The 19,681-nt window shown below is 68.1% G+C and carries 17 protein-coding genes; 8 read left to right on the forward strand and 9 right to left on the reverse strand.

Annotated elements, in window-relative coordinates:
• Positions 1–90 precede the first annotated feature (90 nt).
• The 7 genes from ACFYNL_RS17020 to trxA all read left to right on the forward strand — a co-directional run bounded on the left by ACFYNL_RS17020 (position 91) and on the right by trxA (position 10,087).
• Positions 91–2,499: a DUF6049 family protein gene (locus ACFYNL_RS17020; protein WP_388803382.1), complete on the forward strand. Its 2,409-nt coding sequence runs from the start codon at positions 91–93 to the stop codon at positions 2,497–2,499.
• 45 nt (positions 2,500–2,544) lie between these two features.
• Complete coding sequence (gene murJ, locus ACFYNL_RS17025) at positions 2,545–4,794, forward strand: murein biosynthesis integral membrane protein MurJ (RefSeq protein WP_388803386.1); 2,250 nt, start codon at positions 2,545–2,547, stop codon at positions 4,792–4,794.
• A gap of 137 nt (positions 4,795–4,931) precedes the next feature.
• A complete protein-coding gene (locus ACFYNL_RS17030) occupies positions 4,932–6,632 on the forward strand; it encodes a protein kinase family protein (protein ID WP_388803389.1) in 1,701 nt (566 codons plus the stop codon).
• Positions 6,633–6,902: 270 nt separating this feature from the next.
• Positions 6,903–7,640, forward strand: a complete 738-nt coding sequence (gene sigM / locus ACFYNL_RS17035) for an RNA polymerase sigma factor SigM (protein WP_388803392.1) — start codon at positions 6,903–6,905, stop codon at positions 7,638–7,640.
• Positions 7,637–8,563 carry an anti-sigma factor family protein gene (locus tag ACFYNL_RS17040; protein ID WP_388803395.1) on the forward strand — a complete coding sequence of 309 codons (927 nt, stop codon included), beginning with the start codon at positions 7,637–7,639 and terminating at the stop codon, positions 8,561–8,563. The genes sigM and ACFYNL_RS17040 overlap by 4 nt, the downstream gene beginning before the upstream one ends.
• A gap of 169 nt (positions 8,564–8,732) precedes the next feature.
• Positions 8,733–9,701, forward strand: a complete 969-nt coding sequence (gene trxB / locus ACFYNL_RS17045; RefSeq protein ID WP_388803398.1) for a thioredoxin-disulfide reductase — start codon at positions 8,733–8,735, stop codon at positions 9,699–9,701.
• 53 nt (positions 9,702–9,754) lie between these two features.
• Entirely contained in the window at positions 9,755–10,087 is a 333-nt protein-coding gene (gene trxA / locus ACFYNL_RS17050) for a thioredoxin (protein WP_388803401.1), read from the forward strand.
• 109 nt (positions 10,088–10,196) lie between these two features.
• Here trxA and ACFYNL_RS17055 read toward each other — a convergent pair whose 3' ends face one another.
• The 9 genes from ACFYNL_RS17055 to rpmH form a co-directional block, all read right to left on the reverse strand.
• The gene (locus ACFYNL_RS17055; protein WP_388803403.1) at positions 10,197–10,814 is read right to left on the reverse strand and encodes a GNAT family N-acetyltransferase; all 618 of its coding nucleotides are present in this window, start codon (positions 10,812–10,814) and stop codon (positions 10,197–10,199) included.
• Positions 10,815–11,135: 321 nt separating this feature from the next.
• Entirely contained in the window at positions 11,136–12,233 is a 1,098-nt protein-coding gene (locus tag ACFYNL_RS17060) for a ParB/RepB/Spo0J family partition protein (RefSeq protein WP_388803406.1), read from the reverse strand.
• Positions 12,230–13,303, reverse strand: a complete 1,074-nt coding sequence (locus ACFYNL_RS17065; RefSeq protein WP_388804568.1) for an AAA family ATPase — start codon at positions 13,301–13,303, stop codon at positions 12,230–12,232. Before ACFYNL_RS17065 ends, ACFYNL_RS17060 begins: the two co-directional genes overlap by 4 nt.
• A 298-nt stretch (positions 13,304–13,601) precedes the next feature.
• A complete protein-coding gene (gene rsmG, locus ACFYNL_RS17070; RefSeq protein WP_388803409.1) occupies positions 13,602–14,318 on the reverse strand; it encodes a 16S rRNA (guanine(527)-N(7))-methyltransferase RsmG in 717 nt (238 codons plus the stop codon).
• A gap of 125 nt (positions 14,319–14,443) precedes the next feature.
• Positions 14,444–14,956 carry a protein jag gene (locus ACFYNL_RS17075; RefSeq protein ID WP_388803412.1) on the reverse strand — a complete coding sequence of 171 codons (513 nt, stop codon included), beginning with the start codon at positions 14,954–14,956 and terminating at the stop codon, positions 14,444–14,446.
• A gap of 15 nt (positions 14,957–14,971) precedes the next feature.
• Entirely contained in the window at positions 14,972–16,240 is a 1,269-nt protein-coding gene (gene yidC, locus ACFYNL_RS17080) for a membrane protein insertase YidC (protein WP_388803415.1), read from the reverse strand.
• Positions 16,241–16,243: 3 nt separating this feature from the next.
• Positions 16,244–16,597: a membrane protein insertion efficiency factor YidD gene (gene yidD / locus ACFYNL_RS17085; RefSeq protein ID WP_019758624.1), complete on the reverse strand. Its 354-nt coding sequence runs from the start codon at positions 16,595–16,597 to the stop codon at positions 16,244–16,246.
• Positions 16,594–16,965, reverse strand: a complete 372-nt coding sequence (rnpA, locus tag ACFYNL_RS17090) for a ribonuclease P protein component (RefSeq protein WP_007492554.1) — start codon at positions 16,963–16,965, stop codon at positions 16,594–16,596. Before rnpA ends, yidD begins: the two co-directional genes overlap by 4 nt.
• Before the next feature lie 21 nt (positions 16,966–16,986).
• Entirely contained in the window at positions 16,987–17,124 is a 138-nt protein-coding gene (gene rpmH, locus ACFYNL_RS17095) for a 50S ribosomal protein L34 (RefSeq protein ID WP_003956500.1), read from the reverse strand.
• A gap of 390 nt (positions 17,125–17,514) precedes the next feature.
• On the opposite strand from rpmH, the gene dnaA reads away from it, so the two are divergent.
• Complete coding sequence (gene dnaA, locus ACFYNL_RS17100) at positions 17,515–19,470, forward strand: chromosomal replication initiator protein DnaA (protein ID WP_388803419.1); 1,956 nt, start codon at positions 17,515–17,517, stop codon at positions 19,468–19,470.
• The last annotated feature ends 211 nt before the right edge of the window (positions 19,471–19,681 follow it).

Raw genomic sequence — 19,681 nt, forward strand, 5'->3', positions numbered from 1 at the left:
CTCCGCGGCACTTCCCCTCAGCGCGCATCGTTACCATGCCTGGACGCACATTCCGACGACCACTGACGACGACGAGGGACGGGCGAGCGCGTGGCCGAGGCGGCAGACTTCCAGGGGACGAGTCCCTCACCTGCCCGCCGGTGGCTACGGCGGACAGGAGCACTGTTCGCCGGGGTGCCACTGCTGGCCGGCCTGCTTCAGCTGCCCGCCGCCGCGCCGTCGCACGCCGCCGAGCAGGACTCCCTGCGGGCCGCTCCCGCCTCGGGCTCGGTGTCCGTGGCCGTGGACTCGCTCACCCCTGCCGTCCCCACTGAGGGCGACACCCTGACCGTGTCCGGCACGGTGACCAACGAAGGCAAGCAGACCGTCACCGACGCGCAGGTGGACCTACGCCTGGGGCCCGCCCTGAACACGCGCTCCGACGTCGACACGGTCGCCCGGCGCAGCGCCTACCAGGACGGCCTCGACGGTGCCGCGGTGGGCGGCAAGTACATCAAGGAGTTCGCGAAGCTCACCCCGGGCGTCGCGCACCGCTTCAGCATCTCCGTACCGGTCGACAAGCTGGACCTCGGCAGGGACGGCGTCTACCAGTTCGCCGTCTCCCTGTCCGGCGAGACCTCCGCCCAGCCGTGGGACCGCGTGCTCGGCATCCAGCGGACCTTCCTGCCGTGGCAGCCCGACGGAGCGGACACGAAGACCAGGACGACGGTTCTGTGGCCCCTGGTCTCCACCGCGCACATGACGGCGCAGACGGGATCGAACGAGGCGCAGACTCCGGTCTTCAGCGACGACGAGCTCGCCGAGGAGATCGCGCCCGGCGGACGTCTGGAGCAGCTGGTGTCGTTGGGCAAGGAACTCGACGTCACGTGGGTGATCGATCCCGACCTGCTGGCCTCCGTGGACGCGATGACGGAGAGCTACCGCATCCAGGGCAAGGGTGAATCGACCACGCCGGGGGACCGTCAGGCGGTCGCCAAGCAGTGGCTGGCCGAGCTGCAGGAGGCGGTGCAGGACAAGGAAGTCGTCGCCCTGCCGTTCGGTGACCCCGATCTGGCGTCCCTCGCGCACAACGGGACGAGCGTGACCGGCTCGCTGAGCCACCTGAAGGTGGCCACCGACGTCGCCGCCGACACCGTCGACTCGATCCTCCATGTGCAGCCGACCACCGACTTCGCCTGGCCCGTGAACGGCGCCATCGACCCGTCCATCGTCAAGGTCGCCACCTCCGGCGGCGCGGACAAGGTGATCGCCCGCAACGACAGCCTGGTGGAGACGCGCGGCCTGCCCTACACGCCCTCCGCGGCCCGCCCCATCGGCGGGGGCACGACGGCGGTCGTCACGGACGCCCGGATGTCGACCGTGTTCCAGGGCGACCTGACACGGGCGTCCAGCTCGACGCTCGCCGTGCAGAGGTTCCTGGCCCAGAGCCTTGCCCTGAACCTCCAGTCGGACAAGCAGCGCAGCATCGTCGTCGCTCCGCAGCGGATGCCGACGGCCAGCCAGGCTCAGACGATGGCCGAGGCGGTGGCGGCGCTCCAGGGCGGCTCGTGGTCCCAGTCCCAGGACCTCACGGCCGCCGCCGCGGCCAAGCCCGACCCCGGCGCCACCACGAAGGTTCCGGCGGCATCGAGGTACCCCTCCGCGCTGCGCAAGCAGGAGCTGTCGCGCTCGGCCTTCGAGCAGATCGAGAGCACCCAGAGCAAGCTCGACAAGTTCAAGGTGATCCTCTCCGACGAGTCCCGGGTGGTGACCCCCTTCGGCCGGGCCATGAACCGGGAGATGTCGACGTCGTGGCGCGGCCGCTCCGGACAGGCCGCCGACTACCGCAACGCCGTCGAGGCATACCTCGACTCCCTGGCCGGCCAGGTCACGCTGATCGACAAGTCGGAGACCAAGCTCTCCGGACGCAGTGCGATGATCCCCGTGACCGTGCAGAACAACCTGGTACAGGGCGTCGAGCACTTGGTACTGCGCCTCACCTCGACGAGCCCGAGGCGGCTCGAGATCGGTGGCGACGACTTCTCCGAACAGCAGGTCACCGTGTCCGGCGGCCACAGCCAGACCGTGAAGTTCACCACGTCCGCTCAGGCCAACGGCCAGGCCGAGGTGATCGCCCAGCTCTACACGGAGGACGGCCAGAAGTACGGCTCCCCCGTCAGGTTCGACGTACGGGTCACGGAGTTCACCGCCACCGTGATGCTGGTCATCGGCGGCGGCTTCCTCCTGCTGGTCCTCGCCGGGTTCCGGATGTACACGCAGCGCAAGCGCGCTGCGGCCCGCGACGTCGAGGAGGACGACGCCCAGGAACCGAACGAGGCGGACGGCGACGCGGAGAACTCGAACGGCCCCGATGAGCGTCCCACCCCTCAAGACCTCCTCGATGAGGAGTCCGGCACCGGAACCCGGGAAGACGCCCCGGAGCAGCCGAGTGACCTGACCCCGGACACCGCAGCGGAAAACGCCGACCCGTCCGGCACGGGTGAGAGAGTGGACCGTTGAGCGATGTCGTGGCCGGTCGGCCCGGGACGATGAGGTGGGGTAACCATGAACGCGCCGTACGACGGTGACCGCGGCCAGGCCGCGGGCAGCTCGGGGCACCCCGAGGGCCCGCCGCCCGAGCCGGGCCAGGTGCCGCCGCAGCCCCCCGCGGACATGTACCTCCAGGACACCTACGACCAGGACCCCTACCGCGCCCAGGACCTGACCGCGCAGGACCCGGTCGCCGAGGCGCTGTACGACCGCGCCGCCCACCCTCCGCCCGCTCCGGGCTCGTACGAGCCGCAGCAGCCGCTGTACGGCCAGCCGCCGCAGTCGCCCTACGCGCCCGACCCGCACGTATGGGCCCAGACCCCGGCTCCCGAGCCGGAGGGCCCGTCGCAGTATCTGCCGTACGGCGACAACCCCCGCTCGACCCAGTACGTGGGTGTCGACGACCTTGTCACGCGCTCTTCCGCAGAGGGCCAGGAGCACGACGCCTTCGCTCACCTCTTCCGCGACCAGCAGCAGGCCGGCGGCCATCCGCAGTACCAGCCACCGACGGTCCCGGGCCCGTCCCCGGCACCCACCGACGTTCCGTCGCAGACACCGACGACGCCGCCTCCTCCTGCGGCCGAGGCCCCCGCACAGGCAGCCGCCCCCGCTCCGGCGCCCGCCGCCAAGAAGGGCGGGAAGGCCGGCGGCCTGCTGAAGTCGAGCGCGGTGATGGCGGCGGGCACGATGGTGTCCCGGCTCACCGGGTTCGTCCGCTCCATGATGATCGTCTCGGCGCTGGGTCTCGGCCTGCTCGGCGACTCTTTCCAGGTCGCCTACACGCTGCCGACGATGATCTACATCCTGACCGTCGGCGGCGGCCTCAACTCCGTCTTCGTGCCCCAGCTGGTGCGCGCCATGAAGGACGACGAGGACGGCGGCGAGGCGTACGCGAACCGTCTGCTGACCTTGGTGATGGTGGCGCTCGCAGTGCTCACCGCCCTCGCGATGCTCGGCGCGCCACTCCTGGTCAGCGCGTTGTCCGCCCCTGTCGCCCGGGACCCCGCCGCCAACGAGGTGGCGATCACCTTCACCCGCTACTTCCTGCCTTCGATCTTCTTCATGGGCGTCCACGTGGTGATGGGGCAGATCCTCAACGCCCGCGGCCGGTTCGGCGCGATGATGTGGACACCGGTCCTGAACAACATCGTCATCATCGTGACGCTCGGGATGTTCCTGTGGGTGTACGGCACCGCTGAACACTCCGGCATGCAGGTCACCAACATCCCGCCGGAGGGCCAGCGGCTCCTCGGGGTCGGAATCCTGCTCGGCCTGGTCGTCCAGGCCCTCGCCATGATCCCTTACCTGCGCGAGACCGGCTTCCGGCTGCGGCTGCGCTTCGACTGGAAGGGCCACGGCCTGGGCAAGGCCGCCATGCTCGCCAAGTGGACCATCCTGTTCGTCCTCGCCAACCAGGCGGGCGCGCTGGTGGTCACCCAGCTGTCCACCTCCGCGGGCATCCGCTCAGCCGTCGACGGCACCGGCTACGCCGCGTACGCCAACGCCCAGCTGATCTGGGGCCTTCCGCAGGCCATCATCACCGTCTCGCTGATGGCCGCCCTGCTGCCCCGCATCTCGCGTTCGGCCGCCGAGGACGACTCGGGCGCCGTGCGGGACGACATCTCCCAGGGCCTGCGTACCACCGCGGTCGCGATCGTGCCGCTGGCCTTCGGCTTCCTGTCGCTGGGCATCCCGATGTGCACGCTGATGTTCGGCTCCTCGGGTACGAGTGAGGCCACCAACATGGGCTTCATGCTGATGGCCTTCGGTCTCGGCCTGATCCCGTACTCCGTGCAGTACGTCGTCCTGCGCGCGTTCTACGCCTACGAGGACACCCGCACCCCCTTCTACAACACCGTCATTGTGGCGGCCGGCAACGCCGCCGCGTCCGCCGTCTGCTACCTGGTTCTCCCGGCCCGGTGGGCCGTGGTGGGCATGGCCGCCTCGTACGGCCTGGCCTACGCGATCGGCGTCGGCGTCGCCTGGCGGCGACTGCGCATGAAGCTGGGCGGTGACCTGGACGGCGTCCGGGTGAGGCGGACGTACACCCGGCTCTGCCTGGCCTCGGTACCGGCCGCGCTGCTGAGCGGTGCCGCCTGTTACGGGATCGCCCAGACCCTCGGTCAGGGAGTCATCGGCTCGTTCGCCGCTCTGCTGGGCGGTGGGGCCGTACTGCTCGCAGTCTTCTTCGTCGCCGCCCGCCGCATGCGCATCGAGGAGCTGAACTCGCTGGTCGGCATGGTGCGCGGGCGCCTGGGTCGCTGAAGTGGGGGTACGCGCACAACCATCGTCCGCCACCGTGTGTCGTGCATAGCGGCGGTCTGTGGGCACAATTGGGTTCGGCGTCGGACGGCGCGCACTGAGTCGAACAGCGCGCAACGGATGGGGAGGCAGGAACGACGGTGGCGGAACGGAGCACGGCTGCCGTCGACGTGGCAGACAACAGCGGTGACGAGCCGCTGACCGCTCAGGCGGACCAGTCCACGGCCGACGGGGTGGCCAAGAATCGGGAGCGGGACACGGACACCGACGAGGCACAGGGGAGTGGCGGGACCGAGGGTCCCGGAAAGGCCTCACCACCCGAACTGCACAGCGGCCACAAGCTCGCCAGACGCTACCGGCTGGAGGAGTGCGTCACCCGTCTGGACGGTTTCAGCAGCTGGCGTGCGGTCGACGAGAAGCTTCGTCGTGCCGTTGGCGTCCATGTCCTGCCCGCTGACCATGCCCGGGCCCGCTCCGTGCTGGCCGCGGCCCGTTCCTCAGCACTGCTCGGCGACCCCCGCTTCGTCCAGGTCCTGGACGCCGTCGAGGAGAACGACCTCGTCTACGTCGTTCATGAGTGGCTCCCCGACGCCACCGAACTGACCACGCTGCTCGCCTCCGGCCCACTGGAGGTGTACGACGCCTACCAGATGGTCACCCAGGTGTCCGCAGCGATGGCCGCCGCCCACCGCGAGGGCCTGGCCCACCTCCGCCTCAACCCGAACGCCGTACTGCGCACCTCCTCCGGCCAGTGGCGCATCCGCGGCCTCGCGGTGAACGCCGCCCTTCGCGGCATCAGCTCCGAGACCCCGCAGCGCACCGACACGGAGGCCATCGGCGCACTGCTGTACGCCGCACTGACCCAGCGCTGGCCGTACGAGAGCGACGCCTACGGTCTGTCCGGCCTGCCCAAGGACGTCGGTCTGATCGCCCCCGACCAGGTGAGGGCTGGCGTTCACCGCGGCCTGTCCGAACTGACCATGCGTGCGCTGGTCAACAACGGCGCGACCGCCTCCCGTCACGAGTCCGCCTGCACGACGCCGGAGGAACTGGTGAAGGCGGTCGGCGAGATGCCCCGCATCCGTCCGCCGGAGCCCGCGTTCACGGCGCCGCCCGACTACCAGCGCACCACGTACCAGCAGGGCACGTACGGCCGGCAGGCACCGCACCCGGGCGTCACCCAGCCGGTACCGACCCCGCTGCCGCCGCTGCAGAGTCGCACCGGCAAGGCACTGAAGTGGGCGGTCTCGGCCCTCCTCATCGCTGCCCTGGGGCTCGGCAGTTGGCAGCTGGCGGACGCGCTCATGGACCAGGGCTCCAAGTCGGACGACCCCGGCCGGACGCAGACGACGGACGGCAACGACAAGAACGCGAAGAAGCCGACGGCCGGCAAGCCGATCGCCATACAGGGTGCCCATGACTTCGACCCGTTCGGCACCGACGGTTCGGAGTACCCCGACGACGTGGGCAAGGTCTACGACGCAGACGCCAATTCGTACTGGCAGACCAGCTACTACGAAGGCGCCAACTTCGGAAACCTGAAGCGGGGCGTCGGAGTCATCCTCGATCTCGGCAAGGCCCAGCAGGTCGGCAAGGTGACCATCACCTTCATGGGGAACACCTCCGTCGAGCTGCGTGCCGCTTCCGGCGACACCGGCGCGATGCCGACGGTGTTCGACAGCTACGCCAAGGTCGCCGAGGGGTCCGGCTCGACCGTGACGCTCAAGCCGGGCAAGGCCGTGAAGTCCCGGTACCTGCTGGTGTGGCTCACCGAGGTACCGATACAGGCGGACGACGGCAAGTTCCGCGGCAGGGTCCAGGACATCAAGGTGACCAGCTGACGTTTCACCGACAGGGTCGGCCGGCCGTTCAGGCCATGGGGCCGGCCCTCAGTCGTCCCTGCCCTGCTGCACGACGGACCAGCCCCCCGGGGCCGATAGGTCAAGCCGAGGCGACGCATACCTACTCAACGTCCGGACAGGATCCCCATCCCGGTGACAGTCCCGTACGGCCGTCTCGATCCGGCCCGCTGTGTGGCATTCTGTCGCTCAGGCTTACGAGTCGGGTTGACAGCATCACGGTTGCCTCCCTTAGGGACTCAGGGGATATGTGTGGATAGCGGATCGAGCCGAGCCGATCTGTCGGACGCCGATCTTCTGGCGCGCCATGTCGCCGGGGACAAGGACGCCTTCGGCGAGCTCGTGCGCCGTCATCGCGACCGGCTGTGGGCGGTGGCCCTCCGGACGCTGGGCGACCGCGAGGAGGCCGCTGACGCCGTCCAGGACGCTCTTGTCTCCGCCTACCGAGCCGCCCACACCTTCCGCGGCCAGTCGGCCGTCACGACGTGGCTGCACCGGATCACGGTGAACGCCTGCCTCGACCGCGCCCGGAAGGCGGCCTCCCGGAAGACCTCCCCCGTCGATGACACCGAGCGTCTTGAGCAGCTGCTGGAGCCGCACGAGGCCGCCTCGGCCCCCGCGGAGCGCAACGATCTGCACCGGCAGCTGCTGGAGGCTCTCGGCACGCTCCCGGCAGACCAGCGGGCGGCGCTCGTCCTGGTGGACATGCAGGGATATCCGGTCGCTGAGGCCGCCCGCGTGCTGGAGGTACCCACCGGCACGATCAAGAGTCGATGCGCACGCGGCAGAGCCAGACTTCTGCCTCTCCTCACCCACCTACGACCGGAGAGCGCCGGAGAAGGCAAGGACACCGGCCAGAGGCGGAACCGGACGCAGGGGGCATCCGTCCCACCGGCAGCGGGTCCGCCTGCCCCAGGGCAAGCCACGGATTCCCGCGATACCGGGCCGAGTGATTCAGCTGCAGTGAAGGGCGGAGGTGGGCGAGCGTGACATCCACGACAGACACGGCCGGGCACCCGGACGTCGCCGAAATCTCCGACCTCACCGAGGGCCTTCTTTCTCCGTCCAGGACCGCAGACGTACGGCGGCATCTGGACGAGTGCGAGCTGTGCGCCGATGTCCATGCATCGCTGGAGGAGATCCGGGGGCTGCTCGGCACGCTGCCTGGTCCGTCGCGTATGCCGACCGACGTCGCGGAACGCATCGACGCCGCCCTCGCAGCGGAGGCTCTGCTCAATGCCACGGCGTCCGATGAGGCCGCCTCTTCCCAGCCTGCCGACACAGCCGGTTCAGCGGCTGCTCCTGACGACAGCGCCGATGTTTCACGTGAAACATCGGTGACGGCAGACCGTCCGGCGGGTCGCCCCCGTTCCTCCACCACCGGCCCGGGCCGAAAGGGTCGCAACAGGGCCGGACGACGCAAGGTCGCCGTACTGAGCGCCGCCTTCGCGGCCGCCGCCCTCGGCCTCGGCTCCGTGTTGCTGACCTCGCTCATGAACGGCTCAGGTCCTGGCCCCTCGGCGGACGGCGGCCAGACCGGCGCCGACACCTTCTCCGCAGCCAAGCTGGAGAAGCAGGTCACCGACCTCCTCGCCAAGAGCGACAGTTCCGTCGGTAGCCCTAGTAAGCCGGAGCGCAGCATGGGCGTGGAAGGTGGGCCCGACACCAAGCGCCACCAGGTTTTCCGCGACATTCCGGTGCCCGAATGCGTGCGCAAGGGCATCGACCGCAATGACGCGGCGATCGCCACCGAGGAAGGCGTCTACAAGGGGAAGGACGCTCTGCTCGTGGTGATGCCCGAAGCCATGGATGACAGCCGGGTCAATGTCTACATCGTGGACGCGACCTGTGTGAAGGAGCCGTCGTCCACCACGGCCAAGGTCCTTCTGAAGGACTCCTACACACGGCGCTGAATTGCCCGCGGTTTCTCTTCCTCCTGGCTGGCACCCCCTAGGGTGTGGAGCCGCCGTGTGCCCGGACACAGTGGGAATGCACGCCCCTTAGGATCCGTTGGGTGGGGTGAGAGTTCTGAAAGGGGCTCCCCCGGTCCGACGACGCAGTCCAGAGACGAGGAAACAAGCCGTGAGCGACGTCCGTAACGTGATCATCATCGGCTCCGGGCCCGCCGGCTATACGGCGGCGCTCTACACCGCGCGCGCGTCGCTGAAGCCGCTGGTCTTCGAGGGTGCCGTCACGGCTGGTGGTGCGCTCATGAACACCACCGACGTGGAGAACTTCCCGGGCTTCCAGGACGGCATCATGGGCCCCGAGCTCATGGACAACATGCGCGCCCAGGCCGAACGCTTCGGAGCAGAGCTCGTCCCGGACGACATCGTCAATGTCGACCTGAGCGGTGACATCAAGACCGTCACCGACACCGCGGGTACGGTTCACCGCGCCAAGGCCGTGATCGTCGCCACGGGCTCGCAGCACCGCAAGCTCGGCCTGCCCAACGAGGACGCTCTCTCCGGTCGCGGTGTCTCCTGGTGCGCCACTTGCGACGGCTTCTTCTTCAAGGATCAGGACATCGCCGTGATCGGCGGTGGCGACACCGCGATGGAGGAGGCCACCTTCCTCTCCCGCTTCGCCAAGTCCGTGACCGTCGTCCACCGCCGTGACACCCTGCGCGCCTCCAAGGCGATGCAGGACCGCGCCTTCGCCGACCCGAAGATCAAGTTCATCTGGGACAGCGAGGTCGCCGAGGTCCAGGGCGACCAGAAGCTCTCGGGGCTGAAGCTGCGCAACGTCAAGACCGGTGAGCTCTCGGATCTGGCCGTCACGGGCCTGTTCATCGCGATCGGCCATGACCCGCGCACCGAGCTGTTCAAGGGCCAGCTCGACCTGGACGAGGAGGGCTACCTCAAGGTCAGCGCCCCCTCCACCCGCACCAACGTGACCGGTGTCTTCGGCGCGGGCGACGTGGTCGACCACACCTACCGCCAGGCGATCACCGCGGCCGGTACCGGCTGCTCCGCCGCCCTGGACGCCGAGCGTTTCCTCGCCGCCCTCGCGGACGAGGAGAAGCCCGAGCCGGAGAAGACCCCTGTCTGACCCTCACCCTCCCCTTCCCCAGCCCCACGCACCACACAGTTAAGGAGCCCGCCGTGGCCGGCACCCTGAAGAACGTGACCGACGACTCCTTCGAGGAGGACGTCCTCAAGAGCGACAAGCCCGTCCTGGTGGACTTCTGGGCCGCTTGGTGCGGACCGTGCCGCCAGATCGCGCCGTCCCTTGAGGCGATCGCTGCCGAGTATGGCGACAAGATCGAGATCGTCAAGCTCAACATCGATGAGAACCCGGGTACGGCCGCCAAGTACGGCGTCATGTCCATCCCGACGCTGAACGTCTACCAGAACGGTGAGGTCGCCAAGACCATCGTCGGCGCCAAGCCGAAGGCCGCGATCGTTCGGGACCTTGAGGACTTCATCGCCGAGTGATGTTTCACGTGAAACACGAATGGGCCAACCCGTGAGGGTTGGCCCATTCGGCGTTGAGAAGCACCCTGCCGCATTCCAGAGATGCCCTTCAGCGAGCGAGTAGCTCACTTCACAGCGGCCTGAGCGCGGGCTCCTTCTGAACGGCCCCCAGTAACCGGTCGATCGCCATCTCCACGTCTTCCTTCCAGGACAGCGTCGTTCTCAGCTCCAGTCGCAGACGCGGAAACGTGGGGTGAGGGCGGACCGTCTTGAACCCCACGGCCAGAAGATGGTCCGCGGGTAGCACACAGGCCGGCTCCTTCCAGCGAGCGTCCCCGAAGGCCTCGATCGCTTTGAAGCCTCGCCGCAGCAGATCCTTGGCGACCGTCTGGACCATCACACGACCGAGCCCCTGCCCCTGGTAGCCCGGCATGATGAAGGCTGTCATCAACTGAACCGCGTCCGCTGACACAGGACTCGTAGGGAACGCCGTCGAGCGGGGGACGTAGGCCGGAGGCGCGTAGAGCACGAAGCCCACCGGAACATCGTCGACGTAGACGACCCGCCCGCAGGAGCCCCAGTCCAGCAGTACGGCGGAGATCCAGGCTTCCTTCTCCAACGCGGACGTGCCGGCTTTTACCGCGGCTTCACCGCTGACCGGGTCCAGCTCCCAGAAGACACACGAGCGGCAGCGCTTGGGAAGGTCCTGGAGGTTGTCCAACGTGAGCGGTACGAGCCGACGCCCCATGAAGGCTGTTCCTCGCTTCCTTCGCCCGCGGCAGCGCGAGCGGCTGTCAGGGCGCTCCGTTCTCTGAGCAGGCTGCCGACGAAGCCGCCGACCGCGCCCAGCCCGAGACCCACGCTCACCAGTCCGGTGCGGCTCACCGTTCGCATGGACCCCGCCTCCCCTAAGAGGTCTTGCCAAGTGGATGCGCCATACCCGAACGCATCGTATCCACCTTGTGATTCCATCGATACCGTCAGAAAGCAAAAGAGCGGGCCGTGTTCCGGACACACCGGACACGGCCCGCGTGGGGAACAGCCGGAGGTACAACCCGGCCGACCGTCCTCAGACCTCGGTCTCCTCCATGGCCTCGCCCTGGAGACTCTTCTGCAAGGCGAGCTTCTCGCCGGGTGCCAGCGTGCTGAGGATGCGCTCAAGGTCCTCGGGAGAGGCGAACTCGACGGTGATCTTGCCCTTCTTCTGGCCCAGCTCGACCTTCACCCGCGTCTCGAAGCGATCCGAGAGCCGCGTCGCAAGGTCGGACAGCGCCGGAGAAGGCACGGAGCCGGCCCGTGGCCCCCTGGAACGCGGGGTCTTCTGCGGGCGGGAGCCCATCAGAGTCACGATCTCTTCGACGGACCGGACGGAGAGCCCCTCGGCCACCACACGGTAAGCCAGCCGCTCCTGTTCCTCAGGGTCCTCGACAGAGAGCAGCGCCCGTGCATGGCCGGCGGAGAGCACACCGGCCGCCACCCGGTTCTGAACCTTCGGGGAGAGCTTCAGCAGACGCAGCGTGTTGGAGACCTGCGGCCGGGACCGGCCGATGCGGTCGGCGAGCTGGTCATGCGTGCAGTTGAAGTCCTTCAGCAGCTGGTCGTAGGCCGCTGCCTCTTCGATCGGGTTCAGCTGAGCACGGTGCAGGTTCTCCAGGAGCGCGTCCAGAAGAAGCTTCTCGTCGTCAGTGGCCCGTACGATCGCCGGAATCGCTTCGAGGCCGGCCGCACGGCAGGCCCTCCAGCGCCGCTCGCCCATGATGAGCTCGTACCGGGAGGGACCGAGCTGCCGGACGACGATCGGCTGGAGGAGACCGACCTCCTTGATGGACGTGACGAGTTCCTGCAGAGCGTCTTCGTCGAAGATTTCGCGGGGCTGCCGCGGGTTCGGCGTGATCTCCTCAAGGGGGATCTCCGCGAAGTGGGCACCCAGGACAGACGCGGACGTCTCCACGGAACCGTGCGACGACAGCTCGTCGGTTTCATGTGAAACAGGCGGCAGCGTGGCCACCTTGGCCGCGGCAACTCCTCGATCGGTCAGCACCGGGACGGCGGCCGGTGATGAGGAAGCAGCGCCGCCCACCGCAGACGGCGTGACCGTCTTCTCCGTCGGTGCAGCGGGGATCAGCGCGCCGAGACCACGGCCCAAACCCCTCCGTCGCTCGCTCACTGGATTCCCTCCACCATGCTCGGGTTGCTCTGGGCGCCGATGTGGGCGTGCGTCGGGTCGTAACTGACGCCGACACCCTTCAGCGCGATCTCTCGTGCCGCCTCAAGATAGGACAGGGCACCGCTCGATCCTGGATCGTAGGTCAGCACAGTCTGTCCATAACTCGGCGCCTCGGAGATACGGACCGAGCGGGGAATGCTCGTCCGCAGCACCTCGTCGCCGAAGTGGTTGCGTACCTCGTCCGCGACCTGGGAGGCAAGTCGCGTCCGGCCGTCGTACATGGTGAGAAGAATCGTCGACACGTGCAGGGCGGGGTTGAGGTGCCCCCGCACCAGGTCGACGTTACGCAGCAGCTGGCCCAGGCCCTCCAGCGCGTAGTACTCGCACTGGATCGGGATGAGGACCTCCTGCCCGGCCACCAGCGCGTTGACCGTGAGCAGGCCGAGCGAGGGCGGACAGTCGATGAGGATGTAGTCCAGCGGCTGTTCGTACGCCTGGATCGCCCGCTGAAGTCGGCTCTCACGTGCCACCAGGGACACCAGCTCGATCTCCGCACCGGCGAGATCGATCGTGGCAGGGGCACAGAAGAGACCCTCGACATCCGGGACCGGCTGAACGACTTCCGCGAGCGGCCTGCTCTCGACCAACACGTCGTAGATGGAGGGGACTTCGGCGTGGTGATCGATCCCCAGGGCGGTGGACGCGTTTCCCTGCGGGTCGAGGTCGATGACCAGCACCCGGCTGCCATGAAGAGCCAGCGACGCGGCAAGGTTGACGGTCGTCGTCGTCTTGCCCACGCCTCCCTTCTGGTTGGCGACCACCATGACGCGGGTCTGCTCGGGCCGTGGCAGACCCTCGCCGGCGCGGCCTAGAGCTTCCACCGCCATTTGGGCAGCACGACCGATGGGAGTGTCGTCCATCGGGGGCGGTGTTTCACGTGAAACATCCTCCCCCAGCGACTCGGTACGGGGACCGGGGACCGGATCGGTCATCGGTCCCGCGATGTTGGCGTCGGACCGCAAGGATTCACTCTCCTCGACTTCAGGCTCGCAATGAACAGAGCCTCCCATGTCTTCGGGGTCGTGAACCAGTGAGGCCTGGTGTTCTGTGGAGAAATCCACCTCTGTGGACAACTCCGTGCCCCTCAGGGAGGACGGAGCGTCATTGGGCCCATCCTCCCCAAGGGCACCGAGAGGCTTGCGGTCGCGGGGTTCGGCCGCGGCGCGGCCGCGACTGATGATGCCGTGCAGCAGTGAGCGACGTTTCACGTGAAACACGATGCACAGCAGCGGTGGTCGAACTGTCGCGACACTCCGGCCCGCTCGGGTTTGGCAGCTTGTGTGGAGTACGTCTCGTCGTCAGGACGGATCAGCGGCGACGACGCGCCCGTCCCGTGCGAGCCGCCTTGGCCCGCTTGGCCGCGAACCGCACACCGCCCGGACTTTCCCCGACTTCGACCCGTACGACCGTCGACAGCGGATCCACCACGCCCTCACCGACATGCAGGATCGATGTCTCCACGGCACCGAGCTTGCTCAGGGCGGTGCCCGCGCTCTTCAGCTCCTCCTCCGCGGTGTCGCCCTTGAGAGCGAGCATCTCGCCATAGGGGCGCAGCAGCGGGATCCCCCACGTGGCCAGCCGGTCCAGCGGTGCCACCGCACGAGCGGTCACAACATGCACCGGCGGCAGCTTCCCCATGACCTCCTCGGCCCGCCCGCGGACGACCGTCACATGGTCCAGCCCCAGCAGCTCCACGACCTCCGTGAGGAAGTTCGTACGCCGCAGCAGAGGCTCCAACAGCGTGATCTTCAGGTCTTCCCTGACCAGCGCCAGAGGAATGCCGGGCAAGCCGGCGCCAGAGCCGACGTCGCACACGGTCACACCCCCGGGAACGACCTCGGAGAGCACAGCGCAGTTCAGCAAATGCCGCTCCCACAGGCGGGGAACCTCGCGGGGACCGATCAGACCGCGCTGCACACCCGCCTCGGCCAGCAGTTCGGCGTAGCGGACCGCATCAGCGAACCGATCGCCGAACACCTCACGTGCCTGTTCGGGCACAGGGGGAAGCTCCGCTGCCTCCGTCACGAGGGGACCGTCCTTCCGTACCGCGCGGCGCACCCGGCGCCGACACCGAAACCACCAGAACTATCAGGCTGACAAAGTTCGGCCCCGCCTGCGGGCAGACGGGGCCGGGAAAACGAACGAGCCGGTCAGGCAGGCAGCACAACGACGAACCGCTGGGGCTCCTCGCCCTCGGACTCGCTGCGCAGCCCCGCGGACTTGACCGCGTCGTGCACGACCTTGCGCTCGAACGGCGTCATCGGCTTCAGCTTCACGGGCTCACCGGTGCTCTTGACCTCGGCCGCGGCCTTGGCGCCCAGCTCGGACAGCTCAGCGCGCTTCTTGGCCCGGTAACCCGCGATGTCCAGCATCAGCCGGCTACGGTCCCCGGTCTCCCGGTGCACAGCCAGGCGCGTGAGCTCCTGCAGCGCCTCCAGCACCTCGCCGTCACGCCCGACCAGCTTCTGCAGGTCTCGGCTGCCCGCGTCGCTGATGATCGAGACAGCGGCGCGGTCGGCCTCGACGTCCATGTCGATATCGCCGTCGAGATCGGCGATGTCGAGCAGACCCTCGAGGTAGTCCGCCGCGATCTCACCCTCCTGCTCCAGGCGGGTCAGGGTGTCTGCACCCTCAGCGGCGGCGGAGGTGGTGCCTTCCGTCACGGGATGGGCTCCTTCTTACTTCTTGGACGGGGACTTGGGACGCTGCGGACCGCCCTTGCGCTGCCCGGACTGGGCCTTGCTGCGGGTGCCGCCGCCGGGCTTCTGAGCCGCCTTCTTGGCGGCACCGGGCTTGGCGTCGTCGGGCTCGTCGGCCTTCTGCAGCGACGTCGCCTCACCAGCCGGCTTCGCAGTGCCGGACTGACGCTGGGACTTGCTCTGCCGCTTCGGCTGCTGGCGCTTGGGGGTACCGGCGGTGGTCGGCGTACCGTCCTCGGCCACGGTGGCGACAGCGCCCTCGCTCTTCACCACGGTGCCGTCGGGCTGGGCGGCCAAGCCCGCCTTGCTCAGACCGTTGATGAACTTGCGCTCGTACTCGTTGCGGTCGCGCCCCTTGACCACGATGGCCTTGATGTAGACCCTGTCCCGACGCCGGCCGACCTTGCCGCGGTGCGTGACGTGCTTGGTGAGACGCTCCAGGTACGCGGCCTGGGCCTTGGAACCCGGGGTGGGGTTGTTGTGGATCACGTACATCTGCTGACCCATGGTCCACACGTTGGTGGTCAGCCAGTAGACGAGGACACCGACCGGGAAGTTGATACCGAAGACGGCGAACATGATCGGGAAGATGTACATCAGCATCTTCTGCTGCTGCATGAACGGCGTCTTCACCGTGGTGTCGACGTTCTTCGTCATCAGCTGGCGCTGCGTGTAGAACTGCGACGCAGACATCAGGATGATCATGATCGCGGTGACCACACGGACATCCGTGAGCGAGGCACCGAGTTCGGCGACCTTGCTGGAGCTGTCCGTGAACTTCGCCGCAAGAGGAGCGCCGAAGATGTGTGCCTGACGGGCGCTCGCCAAGAGCTGCTCGTCGATGACACCGACCGTCTTGCCCGTCGCGATGCTGTTGAGCACGTGGTACAGAGCGAAGAAGAACGGCGACTGCGCCAGGATGGGAAGGCACGAGGAGAGCGGGTTGGTACCCGTCTCCTTGTACAGCTTCATCATCTCTTCGGACTGACGCTGCTTGTCGTTCTTGTAGCGCTCCTGGATCTTCTTCATCTCGGGCTGGAGCGTCTGCATCGCCCGGGTCGCCTTGATCTGCTTCACAAAGAGCGGGATCAGGCAGATACGGATCAGAATCACCAGAGACACGATGGACAGGCCCCAGGCCCACCCGGTGTTGTCGCCGAAGAGGGCGCCGTACACCTTGTGGAACTGGACGATGACCCAGGAAACGGGTGTCGTGATGAAGCTGAAGAGGCTGGCAATCGTGTCCACTAATCATGCTCCTTGGGCATGGGACGGGGTCTCTGCGGCCGGGCTCGAAGGAACATTCTCCTCGGTGGCCGTTTCGGCGGCGGAGGGCCCGCCCTTGCGTGCGCGCCACGCGTTGCGCAGCATCTCGTGCCACCGCGGGCGCTTGCGCGGCGGGACATGGTCCACACCGCCCAGCGACCACGGGTTGCACCGCAGAATGCGCCAGGCGGTGAGCGCCGTGCCCTTGATCGCACCGTGCCGGTCGATCGCCGTAAAGCCGTAGTGGGAGCACGACGGGTAGTACTTGCACACCGGCCCGAGCAGCGGACTGATCGTCCACTGGTACAGCTTGATCAGAGCCAGTAGTGGGTACTTCATCGCGCGCCCCCTCCCAGCAGCCGCTGCAGAGCGGCATCCAGGTCTCGGGCCAGCTGTGCATGGTCGGCGTCGCCCGCACCGGGCAGCGCTCGTACGACTACCAGGCTACCGGGGGGCAGCCGGTCGACTCGGTCCCGCATCAGATGGCGAAGCCTGCGCTTCACCTTGTTACGGACGACCGCGCCGCCCACAGCCTTGCTCACGACGAAACCCGCACGCGTCGGGGGAGCGCTCTCCCCAGGCGCGTGCGGGTCCGTGGCACCGCTACGAAGATGGACGACGAGGTGCTGGCGTCCTGCCCTGCGTCCTCGCCGTACCGCGGTCGCGAAGTCCTCGCGCCGCCTCAGCCGGTTCTCGGTGGGCAGCACGACGGCATGACCTGACCGGGATCAGGCGGACAGACGGGCGCGACCCTTGCTACGGCGGGACGCGAGAATCGCGCGGCCGGCACGGGTGCGCATACGCAGCCGGAAGCCGTGGGTCTTCGCGCGACGACGGTTGTTCGGCTGGAAGGTGCGCTTGCTCACTCGGGGGCTCCAGAAAGAAATCGGTGTTTGCGGGGTGCCGTCCTGGCTGTCACCGTGCGCCCACGAGTAGCTCGCGTTACGCCCGAGTGCACCGCTGACCGATCACCTTGCATGATCTGTGCCCATCGGAGGCAGGCGGCAGCAGCCATCGACAACTCGACCTGGTTACGGTACGCGCGGCTGCGCCATCCGGTCAAACCAAGGGTCATGGAGGGACACTATCCACAGGCTGGGGACAACAACTTGAACCGCACCGGTCGCCCTGACTACCGTGACTGGACTCCGATTCGTTCCCTTGTCCCCTTGATTCTTGATTCTTGCTCCACCCGAAGTGAATCCCGACCCGTCCCACCACCACACGTTCGTGGGACCCGTGAGAGAGCGTGCCCTGTGGCTGACGTACCTGCCGATCTTGCCGCAGTGTGGCCACGAGTACTGGAGCAGCTCCTCGGCGAGGGCCGCGGACAGGGTGTCGAAGCCAAGGACGAACACTGGATCCGGCGCTGCCAGCCCCTGGCACTGGTCGCCGACACCGCCCTGCTCGCCGTACCGAACGAGTTCGCGAAGGGCGTACTGGAGGGCCGCCTGGCCCCGGTCGTCAGTGAGACCCTGAGCCGTGAATGCGGTCGACCGATCCGCATCGCGATCACCGTCGACGACTCCGCCGGCGAGCCCCCGGCGCCCCCGGCCCCACCCCAGTCGCGCTACGAGGAGCCCGAGCTCCCCCCGTACGAGAGCTACGGCCGCCATCGCGCGGACGACCAGCAGCGGCCCGGTTCTCCCACCGATCCGCTGCCCACCGCCCGCCCGGCCTACCCGAGCGAGTACCAGCGCCCCGAGCACGCCCCCGGGAGCTGGCCGCGTCCGACGCAGGACGAGTACGGCTGGCAGCAGCAGCGACTCGGCTTCCCCGAGCGCGACCCCTACGCGTCGCCGTCGCAGGAGTCCTACGCACAGGACTCCTACGGCCCCCCGTCCCAGGACTACCGCCCGCAGCCGATGGAACGGCCGTCGTACGAGGGACACCGCTCCGACTACGAGCAGCACCGCCAGGACTACGAGCCGCACCGTCCCGAGTACGAGCCGCACCGGTCCGACTACGACCAGCACCGCCCGGACTACGAGCAGCAGCGGCCCGACTACGACCAGCCGCGCGCCGACTACGACCAGGGCGCCCGCCGTGACCTGCCCGAGCCGCCCTCCGGCTCCGGCCATGTGCACCGCGGCGGTCCCGTCGGCGCCAACCTGCCCACCACCGGCGCCCCCGGCCCGCTCGCCGCACAGCCTGCGCCGGCGCCCGGCCCCGGCGAGCCGACCGCGCGACTGAACCCGAAGTACCTCTTCGACACGTTCGTCATCGGCGCCTCCAACCGCTTCGCCCACGCGGCCGCGGTCGCCGTCGCCGAAGCACCGGCGAAGGCCTACAACCCTCTGTTCATCTACGGGGAGTCAGGGCTCGGCAAGACGCACCTGCTGCACGCGATCGGGCACTACGCGCGCAGCCTCTACCCCGGCACCCGCGTGCGCTACGTGAGCTCCGAGGAGTTCACCAACGAGTTCATCAACTCCATCCGCGACGGCAAGGGCGACAGCTTCCGCAAGCGGTACCGCGAGATGGACATCCTGCTCGTCGACGACATCCAGTTCCTCGCGGACAAGGAGTCGACGCAGGAGGAGTTCTTCCACACCTTCAACACGCTCCACAACGCCAACAAGCAGATCGTGCTTTCCAGCGACCGGCCGCCCAAGCAGCTGGTCACGCTGGAGGACCGACTGCGGAACCGTTTCGAGTGGGGACTGATCACCGACGTCCAGCCGCCCGAGCTGGAGACCCGCATCGCGATCCTGCGCAAGAAGGCGGTGCAGGAACAGCTCAACGCCCCGCCCGAGGTACTGGAGTTCATCGCCTCCCGCATCTCGCGCAACATCCGTGAGCTGGAGGGCGCGCTGATCCGGGTGACCGCGTTCGCCTCGCTCAACCGGCAGCCGGTGGACCTGGGCCTCACGGAGATCGTCCTGAAGGACCTGATCCCCGGAGGGGAGGACTCCGCCCCGGAGATCACCTCGACGGCCATCATGGGCGCGACCGCCGACTACTTCGGGCTCACGGTCGAGGACCTGTGCGGCACCTCGCGAGGACGCGCCCTGGTGACCGCCCGACAGATCGCGATGTACCTGTGCCGTGAGCTGACCGACCTCTCACTGCCGAAGATCGGCGCGCTCTTCGGCGGCCGCGACCACACGACCGTCATGCACGCGGACCGCAAGATCCGCAATCTGATGGCCGAGCGGCGCTCCATCTACAACCAGGTCACCGAGCTCACGAACCGCATCAAGAACGGCTGACCGCCACCGTCGTACGCCGCTGAGGGCGCCTCGGGAGGACTCCCGGGGCGCCCTTTCGTCATGCGCGACCCGTACGTACGGACACCCGCTGTTCGATTAACTGCAGGGTTACGGCCGCTCTCCACAGATTTGGTGACTTTCTCCCGTCCACATCCTGGGGACCGGGGAGTTGTCCAGACTGTGTCCACAGGCCCGCCTGTTGAAAGACGAT

Source organism: Streptomyces sp. NPDC007808, assembly GCF_042868655.1.
In the GTDB taxonomy this organism is placed as follows: domain Bacteria; phylum Actinomycetota; class Actinomycetes; order Streptomycetales; family Streptomycetaceae; genus Streptomyces.

What these genes read in the sequence shown, in the direction of transcription:
- ACFYNL_RS17065 (WP_388804568.1), bottom strand. Translation starts at nt 13,303, where the DNA reads ATGGGAGGCTCTGTTCATTGCGAGCCTGAAGTCGAGGAGAGTGAATCC.
- ACFYNL_RS17055 (WP_388803403.1), bottom strand. Translation starts at nt 10,814, where the DNA reads ATGGGGCGTCGGCTCGTACCGCTCACGTTGGACAACCTCCAGGACCTT.
- yidD (WP_019758624.1), bottom strand. Translation starts at nt 16,597, where the DNA reads ATGAAGTACCCACTACTGGCTCTGATCAAGCTGTACCAGTGGACGATC.
- murJ (WP_388803386.1), top strand. Translation starts at nt 2,545, where the DNA reads ATGAACGCGCCGTACGACGGTGACCGCGGCCAGGCCGCGGGCAGCTCG.